Consider the following 15,834-nt stretch of genomic DNA (forward strand, 5'->3'; position numbering starts at 1 on the left):
GCCGACAAGAGCTTGTTCAGACCGCGGCTTTGAGCGCGTCCACCAGGTCGGTCCGTTCCCAGGTAAACAGATCACCTTCTGCCTTGCGACCGAAATGGCCGTAAGCGGCGGTCGGGCTATAGATCGGCTTGTTCAGGCCAAGATGGGTGCGGATGCCCTTGGGCGTGAGGCGAACGAGCTTTGGCAAGATTTCCTCGAGCTTCTCTTCGCTGACCGTCCCGGTGCCGTGCAGATCTACGTTGATCGACAGCGGTTCGGCGACGCCGATGGCGTAGGAAAGCTGGATCGCGCAACGCTTGGCAAGGCCGGCTGCGACGATATTCTTCGCCATATAGCGGGTAATATAGGCTGCGGAGCGATCGACCTTGGTCGGATCCTTGCCGGAGAAAGCGCCGCCGCCATGCGGGCTCGCGCCGCCATAGGTGTCGACGATGATCTTGCGACCGGTGAGGCCGGCGTCGCCGTCGGGCCCGCCGATTTCAAAGCGGCCGGTCGGGTTGACGTGGATCACGGTCTTGTCGGTGATGAAGCCCTCGGGCAACACCGAGTGGAACACGCCCATCACATAGTCGCGCAATTCCTGATAAAGTGCAGGATTGTCGCTGTCCTTGAAATAGCCTGGCGCGTGCTGGGTCGACACCACCAGGGCAATCGCCTCTACCGGCACTTCGTTGACATAGCGCAGGGTTACCTGGCTTTTGCTGTCAGGCTCGAGGAACGGCGCCTTGCCGCTGTGGCGGTCGTTGGCCATCTGTTTCAATATCTGATGCGAATATTGCAATGTCGCGGGCATGAGATCCGGTGTTTCGTCGCTGGCATAGCCGAACATGATCCCCTGATCGCCGGCGCCTTCATCCTTGTTGCCGCTTTCGTCAACGCCCTGGGCGATATGGGCGGATTGCGGGTGCAAATGGTTTTCGAAGGTCAGGTTCTGCCAGTGAAAGCCGTCTTGCTCATAGCCGATTTTCTTGACCGTCTGCCGGACAGCATTCTCGATTTCTTCCAGAGCGCCCGGCGCCCAATTGCCGTCGGTATCGATCATGCCCTCGCCGCGAACCTCTCCCGCGAGAATCACCCGGTCGGTGGTGGTCAGGGTTTCGCAAGCCACCCGCGCTTCGGGGTCCCTGGACAGGAACAGATCAACGATGGTGTCTGAAATCTGGTCGGATACTTTGTCAGGATGGCCTTCAGAGACCGATTCGGACGTGAAAATAAATTCTGAGCGCATAGCTAAATCCTGAATTATGGTCGCAAATGGGGTCGACCTATGGGACATAAGGAAAAGTTTATATGTGCTTTAGCGACCGCGAACCCTTATGGCAATGGCAGACAACAGCAAAAATATCGCCAGAGCCAGCGGCAATATCTGTCCGTAGCGCGCGAAAACCGTGGGTGACTTGGCCGGCGGCAGATTTGCATCGATCCTGCCCGCCTGACCCATCGGCACACTCGCCACGATGGCGCCGTCGGCATTGATCAGGGCTGAAATGCCGGTCGGGGTCGAGCGGATGACCGGCAAGCCTTCCTCGATCGCCCGCAATCGCGCCTGCGCCAGATGCTGCGGCGGTCCCCATTCTCCGAACCAGGCATCATTCGAGGGATTAAAGATGAAGTCCGGCCGATTGTCGCGATCGACGACCTGTCCCGAGAATATGATCTCGTAACAGACCTGAAGCCCGGCCTTGCCAAATTTGCCGAGATCGAGCGAACGGGGTCCGGGCCCCGGCCAGAAATCAAAATCACCGGGCACCAGACGGGACAGGCCGATCGCCGACAACAGCGGCCGCATCGGCAGATATTCGCCATAAGGCACCAGATGGCTCTTGTCATAGCGTCCCAATAGTTCGCCCTGCTGATCCATCGCAAAGACGCTGTTGCGCGCGCCGACCGCTCGGCCTTCGGCTTCGTCAAATTCGAGTTTGAGCGCACCCAGCACCAGCACGTCGCCGGGCTTCATCAACGCACCCAGTTGCTGGCGCACCATTTCGGGCGGGCGGCCGTAATAATAGCGGGCCGGATATCCGGTCTCGAGATAATCGGGGATTGCTGCTTCCGGCCAGAACAGGATGCGCGGTTCGCTATCTTTTCTTGTTGTCAGTCCAGCAAGTTTTGCAAGATTTTCGGCCTCATAGCCTGCCTTCCATTTGTCCTGCTGGCCGATATTGGGCTGGACGATGGTGATGGGGGAACCATCCTGCGCTTTGCCCGCGCCCGCACGGGGCGACATAACTGCTGCCAGCGAAAGAATGACAATGACGGGCAGCGCCATGATCGACGCCTGCCGCCAGCGCCGGCCGCTCGCAGCGACGGCGATCTGCAAACAGAGCCCCGCAACGATTATAGCGACCGCCGCGAGACCATATGTACCGACAAGGGCAGAGCCGGCCCACAGGCCAGAAGGCAATGTCACGGACAGGGGATTCCAAATAAACCCGCTGAACACCCAGCTACGCAACCATTCGGTGACGATCCATGCTCCGGCCAGGGCGAGGATGAAGGCCCACGGGCTCTTCCTGCCGAGCGACCATGCCATAATAGCAGCCAAGGCCGGGAACACCGCCAGATAGAGCGACAATAGCACCACCGCGACATAGCCCATCCATCCCGGCATCGCTGCTTGAAAGGTGAAGGCCTTGGCGATCCAGTTGAGGCCGATGATGAAATGGCCGAGGCCGAAAAGCCAGCCGGCGAAAAAGGCGGCTTTGCGACTCTGCGCCTGGATCAATATGGCGATCCACAGAGCCAGCATCAGCAGCGTCAGCGGCCACAGGTTCAGCGGCGCAAAGCCGGTCGCGCTGATTCCGCCGGCAAGCAGCGAAATTCCGTAAGGATGGCGGGTGATCATATCTTGAAGTTTTGACACCGGCGGCTTTTGCCGTGTTCGGTGTCGCCATTCAATTGCTAATTGCCGGAACATGGATTTCATTGCTATTGCATGCCGATGAACCTGATCGCTCTCCTGATGCTCGCCCTCTCGCAACCGGCCACGGCGCAAGCGACGCCGCTCACCGAAACGCAGAGCCGCGACCTCACCTGTGTCGCCGTCCTCGCGATCATCGCATCCGAACAGGAGCGCGGCGTTGCCAGCGCTCTCGACTATCCACTGCTTATCGAACGCGGCGCGACCTATGCCGGGCTGGTCGGGGAACGGATCATGAGCGAGACGGGCAGGAGCAGAGAAGAGGTCCGGCAGGAGATTGTGGCCGCGGTCGCGGCGCAACAAGCCAAGGGCGGCAATGGTGCCGCCGCAGACGAGGTCTTCGAAACGGAAATGGCGCAATGCCTGCCCTTGCTCGATATCGCGATACCGCCCAGGCCCAAGCCCGACCTCAACCAGTGCGCCGGGATGCTGCAACTGGCATATGAAGAGGTTCACAGCCGCGAAGGTCTGTCCAAGACGGCGCAGGATCTCAAGACTCTCGCCGCAGTTCTCGACAGTCGCGCCCGCGACAAGATGCGCGCGGAAGGGCTCAGCGGTCAGGAAAGCGATATCCTGCTGACGCAGGAGCGCGAAACGATGCTGGCCGATGCCAGGCAACAGGAGGCGCTCGGCCAGGGTTCCGACCTCGATTATGATCATTGTTTCACCCTCGCCGCACCCGAAGACAAAGGCCGCAAATATGAGCACTGAACCGTCGAGTCCGCTACGCCCCTTCCACCTCGCCTTCCCGGTACGTGACATTGCCGAAGCGCGCGCATTTTATGGCGACCTGCTGCGGTGCCCGGAAGGCCGCAGCGACAGTCACTGGGTTGATTTCAGCCTCTACGGACACCAGATCGTCACCCATCTCGACGAGCATATGGATGGCCGCCAACTGCTCAACCCGGTCGATGGCGAACAGGTACCGGTTCCCCATTTCGGAGTCGTGTTGACGATGCCCGACTGGCAGGCGCTGGCCGACCGGCTGATCGCGAAAGACACCGACTTTGTCATCGCCCCGACGGTCCGCTTCAGGGGACAGGCCGGCGAGCAGGCGACGATGTTCTTTTGTGATCCCAGCGGCAACGCGCTCGAGTTCAAGGCCTTTGCCAGCGACGATCAGCTATTCGCAAAAGACTAGACCGGTGATTGAAGCCTAGGCTTCATGCTCCTGCTGCCAGCGTTCGAGGGCGTGCCCCAACTGGCGTTCAGCCATATCACGGGCGGAATTGCGTGCCAGGTCCAGCGAACCGGACAGGCGCTCACCGATCAGCGCATCACCCAGCGCCATCAGAACCAGCGCCAGCGTGTCTTCATGCATTTCGTGGTCTTCGTGCCCACCTTCGCCGATATCGTCGACCAGAGCGTGAATCGCATCGACAATCGGATCGAGCGCGTCTTCGTTGCCGGTCAGCATCATCCAGGACCAGAGCGCCGCGGCTCCCTGTTTGTCAAAAGCGTCGAAGGTGAGGTCGACAATGTCTCGCACGGTCCCCTCTCCGCTGCGGGTTTTCATGATCGCCTGCGCAATCACGCCGCATACTTCGTCGGACAAATAGGCCGCGAGCGCCTTTTGCAGGCCCGAGGCCGACCCAAAATGGTGCAATAAATTAGCATGGGTACGCCCGATCCGTCCGGCGACCGCCTTCAGAGTGACCGATTGCGGGCCGGATTCAATCAGCAAATCGCGGGCGGCCGCGAGCGCCATGCCACGACTTGCTTCCGGTGATAGACGTCTCTTTGCTATTGACATTTATGTAAGTAACCTTCATTATTCTTCAATCGGCTATAAGCCGCATTTCCCATTATGGAAACATCTGATGAATATGCTTAGCTCCCTTAGCTCCGAACCGGAAACCATTCACACGCCGACACCGGCGGGCCATGATATTACTCCGCGGGACCGCCGTTTCGGACGGGATGCGGACTATAAGCCGGGAAAATATTGGCAAAATGGCGATCCGGTTGCGACCGCCTTCTACAATTGCCTGTCGCTCACCTTTCCGCGCGGCGAGGCTTTTTTCATCGAGAGCGTCAAGGAATTTCGGGATTGTACGCCCGCCAAATTGCAAAATGAAATCCGCGCCTTTGTGAAACAGGAAATCATCCATAGCCGGGAACATCTGGCGCTCAACCGCCGGGTCGAGGAAAATGGATATGACACGAGCCGGATCGAGAAGCGGATCACCGAATCGCTGGCAATGACCAAGGACCGGCCCAAGATCACCAATCTGGCGGCAACGATGATTCTCGAGCATTTCACCGCGATCATGGCGCAGCAATTTCTCGCCAATCCCAAACATTGGGAGGGCTCTGATCCGGAAACCACCGACCTTTGGTGCTGGCATGCTCTGGAAGAGATTGAGCACAAGGGCGTCGCCTATGACACCTGGCTATATGCAACCAGGGACTGGAGCCGCCGGAAACGCTGGCAGGTAAAAGCGCTGATGATGCTGCTCATCACCCGCAATTTCTGGGGCAACCGCTGGCGCGACACGCTCGACCTGCTTGCGCAGGACGGCATTAGCGGATGGCGGGTAAAATTGAAGCTGCTGAAATTTCTGCTGTTCAAGCCCGGTATTGCGCGAGCGATCATCATCCCCTGGTTCAAATTCTTCCTGCCCGGATTCCATCCGTGGAACGAGGATGACCGGCATTTGATCCAGCGGGCCGAAAGCGAATATGAAGCGGCGATAACCGGACGACCGGCGACCGCCTAGATAGCGTTTTCAGATATTGGCGGTCAGTGCGCCGCTTTGCTTACATCGACTTTTTCTACCCATTCGGGGAAGAAACTGGGTTCGCGGTTGGACCAGCCGGGGGCGGTTGCGGCCGCTTCGCTGATCGATTGCAGCAAGCCCTTGCGGGTTTTCGGATGAAGATGCGGTAGCGATGCCGCCGCACAAAAGGCTCCGGGCAACCACGGGCGCGATTCCGGGCCGAGCAGGCGCTCGTAGAGAAAGCGAAAGGCCGGAAAGCTGTGGATACGGCCCTGGCCGAGATCGAAGGCGGCCAGCGAGATCAGCGATGGCATGAAAGCCTCGATACTGTCGATGGCGCAATCTTCCGGAATGTCCCGGCGAATAGCATCGAGGCGGCGGTACAAGGACATCTGGACCTTGATACCCGCTTCTTCGACCGTATCACGCGACCATGTCTCGACGGCATCCGAGCGATCAAGCCCGACATCAAGCGAACGCCGGATATAGCGTTGGGTTGCCGAGCTGAAGCTCGCGAATTCTTTCATCTCCGCCAGAGTCATCGCTCCGGGAACGGGTTGTATTTCCTTGGTCATGTCGGCTCGACTCCCTCTGGATCATCCCACCCCGACACTTGACCAAAATATGGTTAGCAATTGATTAAAATCCCGCGCCTTTATTTGGCGGGAGGCGGCAAAAATTGGAATATTGCGCGCCAGGCTTAGAAAGTTTCGACCAACCGCAAGCCTGTTTCGACCGGTCACGATTCCCCTAGAGACAATTGATACCATATTGTCCTAAGCTGCGTACGAACCATGAACTGAATGCATATGAGAAAATTTGAACTTGGAAGCCACAAGCCGTCGGTCGGACATCAGGTTGCTATCCTGTCGATTCTGGGATTCTGGCTTTTCTATGTGATCATCCTGACGTTGCGGGTCTCAATCGGTGATTGGCCGGCCCAGGGTGAAATGGCGTCACGAAGGGTCATCGTGACGATCTTCGGGATTGGCATCACCTATCTGCTGTACTTGTTTCTCCGGCAATTCGAGGACAAGGCGCTATCGACCCGGATCATCACGGCATTCGCCGCATCCATTCCCTGCGCCATCATCATCGCTTCGATGAACCATTATGTCTTCAATATCTATTATCCGGAGAACCTGTGGGACGAGGCCCATGTCGAGAAGATGCGGGAATATCTCGCGCAGGACAATTTTGCGCTGAAATCCATTTCCGAAGATGCCACCTCGCGCTTTTTCTTCGTCATCAGCTGGGCGTCCCTGTATCTGACCCTGAGCTATGCCGGGGAAGTCCGGCAGGTGGAGCGCAAGGCGGCACGTTTTGCCCAGGCAGCCCAGGATGCCGAACTGCGGTCGCTGCGCTATCAGGTCAATCCGCATTTCCTGTTCAACACCCTCAACAGCCTGAGCACACTGGTGATGCGCAGTCAGCCGGAAGAGGCGGAGGAAATGATCCTCAACCTGTCGAAATTCTATCGCACCAGCCTGTCGGGCGACCCGCTCGAGGATGTGCCCTTGTCGGAAGAGGTGCACCTGCAAAATCTCTATCTCGATATCGAGGCGGTCCGCTTTCCCAAACGGCTCAGAACAAGCGTCAGCATTCCCGACGAACTGCTCGGCGTGCTGGTACCCGGCCTGATCCTCCAGCCGCTGGTCGAAAATGCGATCAAGCACAGCGTCGCCCACAGCAAGCGCCCGGTGACCATTTCGATCAGCGCGCGGTCCGAGGGTGACAATCTGATCCTGACGGTTGCCGATGACGGGGACCGGCGTCCGGTCGATCTGGATGACAATGGTCCCAGCAGCGGAATCGGCCTCGCCAATGTCCGCGATCGTCTGGAAACCCGCTTTGGCCGACAGGCCAGCCTGCAGACTGTCCGTCCGGAAAAAGGCGGCTATATTGCCCAATTAACCTTGCCACTGATGCTGGATAACCCATGATGGACGATATCGAAGCCCGCCCGCTCAAGACCCTGATTGTCGACGATGAACCGCTTGCGATCGAACGGCTGCAGCTGCTTTGCGCGCGGCAAGCCGACATAGACCTGATCGGCACCGCCAGCGATGGCGAAGCGGCGCTGCGCCTGACCGAACAGTTGCAACCGGATCTGCTGCTGCTCGACATCGCCATGCCGGGCAAGGACGGGCTGGATGTCGCACGGGCATTGTCCGGCAAGAGCGATGCTCCGGCAATCATATTCGTAACAGCTTTTGATCGTTTTGCGGTCGAGGCGTTTGATGTTGCGGCCATCGACTATGTCCTGAAACCGGTCGAGAACGAGCGGCTGACCCTGGCGATCTCGCGGGTAAGGGAACGCACCGCCGAACCCCGCAACGACGAGGCGGAAGATTCACCCTGGGCGGAAGAATTCTGGGTACCGTATAAATCCGAACTGCGACGCATCGTCGCCACCGAAATCGACCGGGTCGAGGCCGAGCGCGACTATATGCGGCTGCACGTCGGCCCCGTCAGCTATCTGCTGCACCAGACGATCACCGGCCTGGAAGAAAGGCTCAATCCGGAAGAATTCATCCGTCTCCACCGCTCGCATCTGGTCCGGCGCGACTGGATTGCCGGCCTGCGCCATGACGGCGGCGGCGTGTGGATCGCCTGTCTCAAATGTGACACGGAAATCCGTATCGGTCGGACCCATCTGGCAGAAGCGAAGAAACTGGCTGGACGCTAGCCTGCCACCGTCCGGGGCCGGGCCTGCCGGTAGGTTCCCAATATCCGTACGCTATTGCAGTGAAAGCCGAGTTCCTCAAGCGCCCGATCGACCGCCGGATCGCCGGGAGCGCCTTCGATATCGGTGTAGAATTCAGTCGCCGCAAAACTGCTGCCCTGCTGATAGCTTTCCAGCTTGGTCATGTTGACGCCGTTGGTCGCAAAGCTGCCCATCGCCTTATACAGGGCGGCCGGAATATTTTTTACCTCGAACACAAAGGTCGTCATCAACGGACCATCGGCTTCGGGCATTGTCGCCTCGGGCGCCAATATGACAAAGCGGGTGATATTGTCCGGCGAATCCTCGATCGCATCCTCGAGCGGTTGCAGGCCGTAAATTTGCGCGGCGAGCCGGGGCGCGATAGCCGCGGCATGGGGGTCGTCGGACTGGGCCACAAATGCTGCCGCCGCAGCCGTGTCGGCATAGGCTACCGGAATGATCCCGCGCTTGCGCAGATAATGGCGGCACTGGCCGAGCGCCTGGGGATGGCTCATCGCCGTCCTGATTTCGGCATCGGCAGATTTCGCCATCAGACAATGTGCGATCGGCATGAAATATTCGTCGACAATATGGAGGCCCGATTCGGGCAGCAGGAAGTGAATGTCGGCAACCCGGCCGTGGAGCGAATTTTCAATCGGGATGATCGCGCAGCCTGCGGTGCCCTGTTTGACCGCATCGATGGCGTCCTCGAAGGAGAAGCAGGGAACCGGGAGGCCGTCAGCCGCATAATCGAGCGCAGCGAGATGGGAATTGGCACCGGGCGCGCCCTGAAAGGCAATCGCCTTTTCCGGCATTTCAGCGCCTTTTTCGGTCATTTTCCTGACCATGCCCAATGCGTTTTTCGGAAAGCTGTCCATCATGCCCCTCTTTTGCAGCGAAGCGATAGTCGAACGGGACCGCGCGGGGCAAGAAATTACTGGCCCGATGAATGTGACGATCGATATTTTACACCCACAATTGCATGTTTGGCGGCAATTGAGGCCTTGCTTTGGTTCGTAGGCCTCTTTACAGACAGCACAAATTTGGCAGGCCCTCGGCCGCCGCTCACTCAGGGGTTTGAGAGAATATATGAGCAACAGCAACACCATCGCAGGCTGGGTACTGGCTGGCGGCATCGCCGCCCTCGGATTTTCCATCGTTAGCGGAAAATATTTTCACGCCGGAAAGCACGAGCGCCCAGAAGTCATGGGTTTCGAAATCGAAGGCGTTGAATCCTCAGGTGGCGCTGCTGATGCCGGTCCGTCGATCGAGACCTTGCTGCAAACCGCCGATGCCGCCGCAGGCGAAAAAGTTTTCGCCAAATGCGCAGCATGCCACACGATCAACCAGGGCGGTGCCAATGGCATCGGTCCGAATCTCTGGGACACCATGGGCAAGCCGCACGCCCATGTCGCCGGCTTTGCCTATAGCGACGCTTTGAAAAGCAAAGAAGGCAATTGGGACTGGACGAATATGGATGCGTGGCTGAAGTCGCCTCGCAAATATGCCGATGGCACAAAGATGACCTTCGCCGGTCTCGGCAAGGCGGAAGATCGCGCCAATTTGATGGTCTATCTGAACGCGCAGGGATCGAACATAGCCCTGCCAGCCGCACCGGTGATCGAAGAAGCACCGGCGGAAGAAGCCGCCGAAGCGGAAGCTGGCACGGACGCCGAAGCCGTTGAAGCGGTAGAAGCAGACGCAGCGGCAACCGCAGAATAGCTGGCAAGGAATAAGGCGGCCCAAACGCAGGCCGCCTTTATTGCTCTAGCCGCAGTCCAGTTCGTAAAATTTCTGGATAACATCCCAGGCCTCGTCCGCGGTTTCGACAAACTGGAACAGCTCGAGATCCTTGCGGCTGATCGTGCCCTCGTCGGCCAGGGCGTCGAAGTTGACCACCCGGTTCCAGAAGTCCTTGCCGAACAATAATATCGGAAGCGGTTCCATCTTGCCGGTCTGGACCAGCGTAACCAGTTCGAGAAACTCATCCAGCGTGCCAAATCCGCCCGGAAACACGGCTACCGCTCTCGCCCGGAGCAGGAAGTGCATCTTCCTCAGAGCGAAATAGTGGAACTGGAAGCTGAGCGAAGGCGTCACATATTCATTGGGCGCTTGCTCGTGCGGCAAGACAATGTTGAGACCGATCGACTCTTTGCCGACATCGGCAGCGCCGCGATTGGCCGCCTCCATGATCGACGGCCCGCCGCCGGAGCAGACGACGAAGTCGCGCTTGCCGTCGCTGGAAATGCCGCAGGCGCTGGCCAAGCGAGCAAGATTGCGGGCTTCGTCATAATATTTGGCTTTTTCTTTGAGGCGCACGGCGATCCTGCGGGATTCCTCGTCCGGCGCCGCCTCGATCAGCGCATCGGCCTTGTCGGGCTCGGGGATGCGCGCGGAACCGTACATCACCAGTGTCGATCCGATGTTCGCTTCGTCAAGCAGCATTTCGGGCTTTAGCAGTTCGAGCTGGAACCGGACCGGACGCAATTCTTCGCGGAGCAGAAACTCGGTATCCTGAAAGGCCAGCCGATAGGCCGGGTCCCGGGTCTGAGCCGTGCTGACCGCTGCCTTTTCGGCGAATTCGGCTTCCTGCTTGGCGTGGTGAAAACGGTGGTCGTGGAGATCTTTATTTGTCATCGGCCAGCCCTAACGCATAGATTAACGACTGGCCAGTGGCCTTGTCGAGCCTAACGACAATATCCGTTGCCGCTCATGTCGAGATGGAAATGGTTGCGATGGGCGGCGTTATAATCGGGGCTGAGCACGGTACCGAAACGCTTGCAGGCGCTGTCGTGGATCGCCGCGAGAAACTGCATTTCGCGGCGTCCGCTCTGCCAGTTGTTTTCAACCGTGATTCGCCGCCCGTCGGTCAGCACGAAGGCGGATACGTCAATCGCATTGGCATGCGCATGTTGCGACAATTTACCCGAGCCAGCGATGTTCCGGCAACTGTAGCTGCCCATGGTTTCGATACGCTGCAGATCGCTGCCGAGATACTGGCGGGCTGCGCGTTTGACGGCATATTCGGTCCATGCGGCAAATTTGCTTGCCAGCTCGCATTTGACCGGACCGAGATTGGTCACATCCGCCCCGACATCGAGCAGCTTGATACTGTCGATCTGGCTGCATCCGCCGCTGAACTGCCGATTGGGCAGCGGTGAAAAGCGGACATTTGCCTTTCCGAGGTCACTGAAACATTGCCGCGCGGAAGGCGATGGATCGAAAGAGCCGAGACCGGCGGAGGCCTGAGGCCGTTGCGACCCGCTTCCGTTTCCGGAGGGTATCGCTCCACAGGCGCTGAGCAACAGCGAGACCAGTCCCAGAGTCGCGATTGTTCGCCCTCGGCGTTTGTCGTCTAAGGTGAATTTCATGTTCTTATCTATGGCACAAGATGGTTAATTTTAGCCTGATGGCCGTGGTTAATTTTTTCCTTCCACGGCGTCACACCGGCCAGGCGACAAGTTGCGACAATTTTATACTGGACCATCCGGCCCGCAATATCCAAGACAATGGCATGAAAATTTTGCGGAAATTGAACAGCCTGCCGGTCTTCTGGATATTATTGTCGATACCGGCAATTCTGATGGTCCGCGGATATTTGGCCGGCGATATCATCGCGATGGACATGCTCCATCCGACGGGAGAATTCTCGGCCCGGTTCATGATCGTCGCCATGATCATCACACCGCTATCCGTTATATTCGGGAACCGGCAGTGGATCGCATGGATGATGAAGCGACGCCGGTCCTTCGGACTTGCTGCCTTTGGATATGGCATGCTCCACCTGATATTCTACATCATCGACATGGAGGCTCTCGAGCCCATATTGGCCGAATTCTGGGCGCCGGGCATCTGGACCGGCTGGGCGGCCCTGTTAGTCTTTGTGCCGCTGGCTGTGACCAGCAACAACCTGTCGATGCGGCGCCTGAAACAAAGTTGGAAGCATTTGCAACGACTGGTCTATATCGCCGCGCTGCTGACGCTTGCTCATTGGCTGTTAATCCACGATGGCGTAGGCGGGGCCCTGGCACATTTTATTCCGCTTCTGCTATTGGAGCTATTGAGAGTCATTATCATATATGGCAGAAGAAATAATGGACTGACGCAGCGCGAATCGCTGTAGACCGAATTGATCTGGAGAAACTGACAATGAAATATTCTGTAATCACCGCTGCTGCGACTGCCTTGATCGCCACCGCAGGCCTGTCCTCCCCTGCCCTTGCGACCGGCAAGATGAGCTGCGAAGCGGGTCCGCAATCCGGTTGGAAAACGCAGGACGAGCTGAAAGCCGATCTGGTCAAAAAAGGCTGGACGATCAAAAAATCGAAGATCGATGGCGGCTGCTACGAAGTCTATGGCACCACCCCCGAAGGTGACCGCGTAGAAGCCTATTTCCACCCTGTATCGCTCGAAAAACTGCTGGTTTCACGCCGCGGCGAGATTCTTTTCCGCAAGCAATAGACGGTATCATTCGCAACCAAGATCGCGCTTGACATGCTGCGCCGCACCATACAAAGCGGCGCCGGGCCACGCGGTCCCAACGCCGCGCGAGCTCTCTGTAAGGAGAAGCGTTTAAATGACTGATACCAATGTACCGACGCCAGAATTGCGTCCTGACTGCCCGAATTTTTCTTCGGGTCCGACAGCCAAATTCCCCGGCTGGTCCCTCGACAAGATCAACACCATCGCCATGGGTCGTTCGCACCGTTCCGCGACCGGCAAGGCGCGTCTGAAATATGCGATCGACCTTAGTCGCGAGCTGCTCGGCATCCCCGACGACTATCTGATCGGCATCGTGCCGGCCTCCGATACCGGCGCCGTCGAACTGGCGATGTGGAACATGCTGGGCGCCCGCCCGGTGACCGTTGCCGCATGGGAAAGCTTCGGCAATGTCTGGATTCAGGACGCCGTCAAGCAGCTCAAACCTGCCAATCTGACCGTCCTTGAAGCCGATTATGGCGAAATTCCCGACCTGACCTCGATCGACAAGGGTGACGATATTGTCTTCACCTGGAACGGCACGACCTCGGGCGCGAAAATTCCAAACACCGACTGGATCGCCGACGACCGCGAAGGTGTCACGATCAACGACGCAACCAGCGCCGTCTTTGCCCAGCCGATGGACTGGTCCAAGCTCGATGCCACCACCTACAGCTGGCAGAAGGTCATGGGATCGGAAGCCGGTCACGGCATGCTGATCCTCAGCCCGCGCGCCGTCGAACGGATCGAAAGCTACAGCCCGTCCTGGCCGCTGCCGAAAATCTTCCGGGTGAAAAAGGGCGACAAGCTCAATACCGCGATCTTTGAAGGCGCGACGATCAACACGCCATCGCTGCTTGCCACCGAAGACTATATCGCTTCGCTCGAATGGGCCAAGTCGATCGGCGGCCTGCCCGAACTGCATGCCCGCGCGGACCGCAACGCGAAAACCGTTCACGACTGGATCGAAGCCACGCCGTGGATGCGCAACATGGTCAGCGATCCGGCAAAATGGACCAACACCGGCGTCTGCATGGTGTTCCAGGGCAACTGGTATGACGGTCTCGACGACGATGCCAAGGCCTCCGTGCCCAAGAAGATCGCCGCAATGCTCGAGAAAATGGACATTGCCTACGACTTCAACGGCTATCGTGATGCACCGCCGTCGCTGCGCATCTGGTGCGGTTCGACGGTCGAGCAGGAAGACATTCGCCGTCTGCTGCTGTGGATCGAATGGGCTTATGCTCAGGTGAAAGCCGAACTTTCCTGAACTTGTGTCGCCCCGGCGAGAGCCGGGGCCAGACCAATGTCCTGCGATAGCGCCATTGGTCTTTAAGCCGGCCCGTGCCGGTGCGATCATTCCGACAAGGAACATTATCATGCCAAAAGTACTTATATCCGACAAAATGGACCCGAAAGCCGCCGAGATTTTCCGCGAGCGTGGCTGCGAAGTTGACGAAATCACCGGCCAGACGCCAGAAGAGCTGATGAAGATCATCGGCGAATATGACGGCCTTGCCATTCGCTCCTCGACCACGGTCACGCCTGAAATACTGGAAGCGGCAACCAATCTGAAAGTGGTTGGACGCGCCGGAATCGGTGTCGACAATGTCGATATTCCTGCCGCCTCCGCCAAGGGCGTTGTGGTCATGAACACCCCGTTCGGCAACAGCATCACCACGGCAGAACATGCCATCGCCCTGATGTTCGCTCTCGCGCGCCAGCTTCCCTCCGCCGACGCGTCGACCCAAGCCGGCAAATGGGAAAAGTCCAAATTCATGGGCGTCGAGCTGACCAGCAAGACGCTTGGCCTGATCGGTGCCGGCAATATCGGCTCGATCGTCGCCGAACGCGCCATTGGCCTGCGGATGAAGGTTGTGGCCTATGACCCGTTCCTGACCGAAGAGCGGGCCGTTGAAATGGGTGTCGAAAAAGTCTCGCTGGACGATCTGCTCGCCCGCGCCGACTTTATCACCATGCACACCCCGCTCACCGACCAGACGCGCAATATCCTGTCTGCCGAAGCGCTGGCCAAGACCAAGCCGGGCGTTCGTATCATCAACTGCGCGCGCGGCGGATTGATCGACGAAGCGGCGTTGAAGGATGCTCTGGAATCAGGCCATGTCGCGGGCGCTGCGCTCGATGTGTTCGCCCAGGAGCCGGCGAAGGAAAACCCGTTGTTCGGCGCGCCAAACCTTATTTGTACGCCGCATCTGGGTGCTTCCACCAGCGAAGCCCAGGTCAATGTCGCAATCCAGGTGGCCGAGCAGATGGCCGATTATCTGGTCAACGGCGGCGTCGAAAACGCGCTCAACATGCCCAGCCTTTCCGCCGAACAGGCTCCGAAGCTGAAACCCTATATGACGCTTGCCACCCAATTGGGTTCGCTTGTCGGCCAGCTCGCCGCTGACCAGATCAAGGGTGTCTCCGTCGAAGTGGAAGGCGCGGCCGCCGAACTGGACCAGAAGCCGATTACGGCAGCGGTGCTGGCCGGCCTGATGCGCGCCTATAGCGACACGGTCAACATGGTCAACGCGCCCTATCTGGCGAAAGAACGCGGCCTTGACGTTCGCGAAATCCGCCACGAGCGTGAAGGCGACTATCACACGTTGGTCCGCGTTTCCGTGACCACCGACGAAGGCGAAAAATCGGTTGCCGGCACCCTGTTCGGATCTTCCGGCCCGCGGCTGGTCGAGATGTTCGGCATCAAGGTCGAAGCCGATCTCGAAGGCGACATGCTCTATGTCGTCAACCAGGATCAGCCCGGCTTTATCGGCAGCGTCGGTTCGACGCTTGGCGCAGCCGGCGTCAATATCGGTACCTTCCACCTCGGCCGTCGCAGCGATGCGCCGGGTGGCGAAGCGGTGTTGCTGCTTTCGATCGATTCGCCGGTTGAAGAGCCAGTGCTCTGGTCCGTTTGTCAGCTGGAAGGCGTCAAAACGGTCAAGGCCCTGCGCTTTTAGATTGAACGGCCAAAAGCCAAGAAAAAGGATGGCCTGAGCCTTTGC

General features: G+C 58.6%; 17 protein-coding genes. 10 read left to right on the plus strand and 7 right to left on the minus strand.

Features of this window, described 5'->3' with window-relative positions; all coding sequences use genetic code 11:
• Window positions 1–16 precede the first annotated feature (16 nt).
• Together metK and lnt are read right to left on the minus strand one after the other, a co-directional pair.
• Window positions 17–1,228 carry a methionine adenosyltransferase gene (gene metK / locus HUO14_RS15870; RefSeq protein WP_176280808.1) on the minus strand — a complete coding sequence of 404 codons (1,212 nt, stop codon included), beginning with the start codon at window positions 1,226–1,228 and terminating at the stop codon, window positions 17–19.
• Between the two features lie 69 nt (window positions 1,229–1,297).
• A complete protein-coding gene (gene lnt, locus HUO14_RS15875) occupies window positions 1,298–2,845 on the minus strand; it encodes an apolipoprotein N-acyltransferase (protein WP_176280873.1) in 1,548 nt (515 codons plus the stop codon).
• Between the two features lie 90 nt (window positions 2,846–2,935).
• On the opposite strand from lnt, the gene HUO14_RS15880 reads away from it, so the two are divergent.
• Both HUO14_RS15880 and HUO14_RS15885 read left to right on the plus strand, forming a co-directional pair.
• Complete coding sequence (locus HUO14_RS15880; RefSeq protein WP_176280809.1) at window positions 2,936–3,631, plus strand: hypothetical protein; 696 nt, start codon at window positions 2,936–2,938, stop codon at window positions 3,629–3,631.
• Window positions 3,621–4,061 (plus strand): VOC family protein, encoded by a 441-nt coding sequence (locus tag HUO14_RS15885; RefSeq protein WP_176280810.1) that lies wholly within the window; start codon window positions 3,621–3,623, stop codon window positions 4,059–4,061. Before HUO14_RS15880 ends, HUO14_RS15885 begins: the two co-directional genes overlap by 11 nt.
• A 15-nt stretch (window positions 4,062–4,076) precedes the next feature.
• On the opposite strand, the gene HUO14_RS15890 is transcribed toward HUO14_RS15885, so the two are convergent.
• Window positions 4,077–4,628 (minus strand): TetR/AcrR family transcriptional regulator, encoded by a 552-nt coding sequence (locus tag HUO14_RS15890; protein ID WP_246255727.1) that lies wholly within the window; start codon window positions 4,626–4,628, stop codon window positions 4,077–4,079.
• Window positions 4,629–4,740: 112 nt separating this feature from the next.
• Here HUO14_RS15890 and HUO14_RS15895 point away from each other — a divergent pair, with 112 nt between their 5' ends.
• Window positions 4,741–5,640, plus strand: a complete 900-nt coding sequence (locus HUO14_RS15895; protein ID WP_176280812.1) for a metal-dependent hydrolase — start codon at window positions 4,741–4,743, stop codon at window positions 5,638–5,640.
• A gap of 23 nt (window positions 5,641–5,663) precedes the next feature.
• On the opposite strand, the gene HUO14_RS15900 is transcribed toward HUO14_RS15895, so the two are convergent.
• On the minus strand, window positions 5,664–6,215 hold the full coding sequence (locus HUO14_RS15900; RefSeq protein ID WP_176280813.1) for a hypothetical protein: 552 nt from the start codon (window positions 6,213–6,215) through the stop codon (window positions 5,664–5,666).
• 234 nt (window positions 6,216–6,449) lie between these two features.
• Between HUO14_RS15900 and HUO14_RS15905 the strand changes: the two genes are divergently transcribed.
• Both HUO14_RS15905 and HUO14_RS15910 read left to right on the plus strand, forming a co-directional pair.
• The gene (locus tag HUO14_RS15905; RefSeq protein ID WP_176280814.1) at window positions 6,450–7,583 is read left to right on the plus strand and encodes a sensor histidine kinase; all 1,134 of its coding nucleotides are present in this window, start codon (window positions 6,450–6,452) and stop codon (window positions 7,581–7,583) included.
• The gene (locus tag HUO14_RS15910; protein WP_246255729.1) at window positions 7,580–8,329 is read left to right on the plus strand and encodes a LytR/AlgR family response regulator transcription factor; all 750 of its coding nucleotides are present in this window, start codon (window positions 7,580–7,582) and stop codon (window positions 8,327–8,329) included. The genes HUO14_RS15905 and HUO14_RS15910 overlap by 4 nt, the downstream gene beginning before the upstream one ends.
• Here the strand turns inward: HUO14_RS15910 and HUO14_RS15915 are convergent.
• Window positions 8,326–9,225, minus strand: a complete 900-nt coding sequence (locus HUO14_RS15915; RefSeq protein ID WP_176280875.1) for a prephenate dehydratase — start codon at window positions 9,223–9,225, stop codon at window positions 8,326–8,328. The genes HUO14_RS15910 and HUO14_RS15915 overlap by 4 nt on opposite strands.
• A gap of 211 nt (window positions 9,226–9,436) precedes the next feature.
• Between HUO14_RS15915 and HUO14_RS15920 the strand changes: the two genes are divergently transcribed.
• Window positions 9,437–10,069 carry a c-type cytochrome gene (locus tag HUO14_RS15920; protein ID WP_176280815.1) on the plus strand — a complete coding sequence of 211 codons (633 nt, stop codon included), beginning with the start codon at window positions 9,437–9,439 and terminating at the stop codon, window positions 10,067–10,069.
• A gap of 45 nt (window positions 10,070–10,114) precedes the next feature.
• On the opposite strand, the gene HUO14_RS15925 is transcribed toward HUO14_RS15920, so the two are convergent.
• Together HUO14_RS15925 and HUO14_RS15930 are read right to left on the minus strand one after the other, a co-directional pair.
• Window positions 10,115–10,984: an LOG family protein gene (locus HUO14_RS15925; protein WP_176280816.1), complete on the minus strand. Its 870-nt coding sequence runs from the start codon at window positions 10,982–10,984 to the stop codon at window positions 10,115–10,117.
• Window positions 10,985–11,034: 50 nt separating this feature from the next.
• Window positions 11,035–11,718, minus strand: a complete 684-nt coding sequence (locus HUO14_RS15930) for an extensin-like domain-containing protein (RefSeq protein ID WP_176280817.1) — start codon at window positions 11,716–11,718, stop codon at window positions 11,035–11,037.
• A 143-nt stretch (window positions 11,719–11,861) separates the two neighbouring features.
• Between HUO14_RS15930 and HUO14_RS15935 the strand changes: the two genes are divergently transcribed.
• The 4 genes from HUO14_RS15935 (at window position 11,862) to serA (ending at window position 15,789) form a co-directional block, all read left to right on the plus strand.
• Complete coding sequence (locus HUO14_RS15935) at window positions 11,862–12,470, plus strand: protein-methionine-sulfoxide reductase heme-binding subunit MsrQ (protein WP_176280818.1); 609 nt, start codon at window positions 11,862–11,864, stop codon at window positions 12,468–12,470.
• Window positions 12,471–12,496: 26 nt separating this feature from the next.
• A complete protein-coding gene (locus HUO14_RS15940) occupies window positions 12,497–12,808 on the plus strand; it encodes a PepSY domain-containing protein (RefSeq protein ID WP_089133429.1) in 312 nt (103 codons plus the stop codon).
• A gap of 115 nt (window positions 12,809–12,923) precedes the next feature.
• The gene (locus tag HUO14_RS15945) at window positions 12,924–14,096 is read left to right on the plus strand and encodes a phosphoserine transaminase (RefSeq protein ID WP_176280819.1); all 1,173 of its coding nucleotides are present in this window, start codon (window positions 12,924–12,926) and stop codon (window positions 14,094–14,096) included.
• Between the two features lie 109 nt (window positions 14,097–14,205).
• The gene (gene serA / locus HUO14_RS15950) at window positions 14,206–15,789 is read left to right on the plus strand and encodes a phosphoglycerate dehydrogenase (RefSeq protein WP_176280820.1); all 1,584 of its coding nucleotides are present in this window, start codon (window positions 14,206–14,208) and stop codon (window positions 15,787–15,789) included.
• The last annotated feature ends 45 nt before the right edge of the window (window positions 15,790–15,834 follow it).

Source organism: Parasphingorhabdus flavimaris, assembly GCF_013371215.1.
In the GTDB taxonomy this organism is placed as follows: Bacteria; Pseudomonadota; Alphaproteobacteria; order Sphingomonadales; family Sphingomonadaceae; genus Parasphingorhabdus; species Parasphingorhabdus flavimaris.

What these genes read in the sequence shown, in the direction of transcription:
- HUO14_RS15905 (WP_176280814.1), top strand. Translation starts at nt 6,450, where the DNA reads ATGAGAAAATTTGAACTTGGAAGCCACAAGCCGTCGGTCGGACATCAG.
- HUO14_RS15920 (WP_176280815.1), top strand. Translation starts at nt 9,437, where the DNA reads ATGAGCAACAGCAACACCATCGCAGGCTGGGTACTGGCTGGCGGCATC.
- HUO14_RS15900 (WP_176280813.1), bottom strand. Translation starts at nt 6,215, where the DNA reads ATGACCAAGGAAATACAACCCGTTCCCGGAGCGATGACTCTGGCGGAG.
- HUO14_RS15935 (WP_176280818.1), top strand. Translation starts at nt 11,862, where the DNA reads ATGAAAATTTTGCGGAAATTGAACAGCCTGCCGGTCTTCTGGATATTA.
- lnt (WP_176280873.1), bottom strand. Translation starts at nt 2,845, where the DNA reads ATGATCACCCGCCATCCTTACGGAATTTCGCTGCTTGCCGGCGGAATC.
- serA (WP_176280820.1), top strand. Translation starts at nt 14,206, where the DNA reads ATGCCAAAAGTACTTATATCCGACAAAATGGACCCGAAAGCCGCCGAG.
- HUO14_RS15915 (WP_176280875.1), bottom strand. Translation starts at nt 9,225, where the DNA reads ATGGACAGCTTTCCGAAAAACGCATTGGGCATGGTCAGGAAAATGACC.
- HUO14_RS15890 (WP_246255727.1), bottom strand. Translation starts at nt 4,628, where the DNA reads ATGGCGCTCGCGGCCGCCCGCGATTTGCTGATTGAATCCGGCCCGCAA.
- HUO14_RS15930 (WP_176280817.1), bottom strand. Translation starts at nt 11,718, where the DNA reads ATGAAATTCACCTTAGACGACAAACGCCGAGGGCGAACAATCGCGACT.
- metK (WP_176280808.1), bottom strand. Translation starts at nt 1,228, where the DNA reads ATGCGCTCAGAATTTATTTTCACGTCCGAATCGGTCTCTGAAGGCCAT.
- HUO14_RS15895 (WP_176280812.1), top strand. Translation starts at nt 4,741, where the DNA reads ATGAATATGCTTAGCTCCCTTAGCTCCGAACCGGAAACCATTCACACG.
- HUO14_RS15885 (WP_176280810.1), top strand. Translation starts at nt 3,621, where the DNA reads ATGAGCACTGAACCGTCGAGTCCGCTACGCCCCTTCCACCTCGCCTTC.
- HUO14_RS15910 (WP_246255729.1), top strand. Translation starts at nt 7,580, where the DNA reads ATGATGGACGATATCGAAGCCCGCCCGCTCAAGACCCTGATTGTCGAC.
- HUO14_RS15925 (WP_176280816.1), bottom strand. Translation starts at nt 10,984, where the DNA reads ATGACAAATAAAGATCTCCACGACCACCGTTTTCACCACGCCAAGCAG.
- HUO14_RS15945 (WP_176280819.1), top strand. Translation starts at nt 12,924, where the DNA reads ATGACTGATACCAATGTACCGACGCCAGAATTGCGTCCTGACTGCCCG.
- HUO14_RS15880 (WP_176280809.1), top strand. Translation starts at nt 2,936, where the DNA reads ATGCCGATGAACCTGATCGCTCTCCTGATGCTCGCCCTCTCGCAACCG.
- HUO14_RS15940 (WP_089133429.1), top strand. Translation starts at nt 12,497, where the DNA reads ATGAAATATTCTGTAATCACCGCTGCTGCGACTGCCTTGATCGCCACC.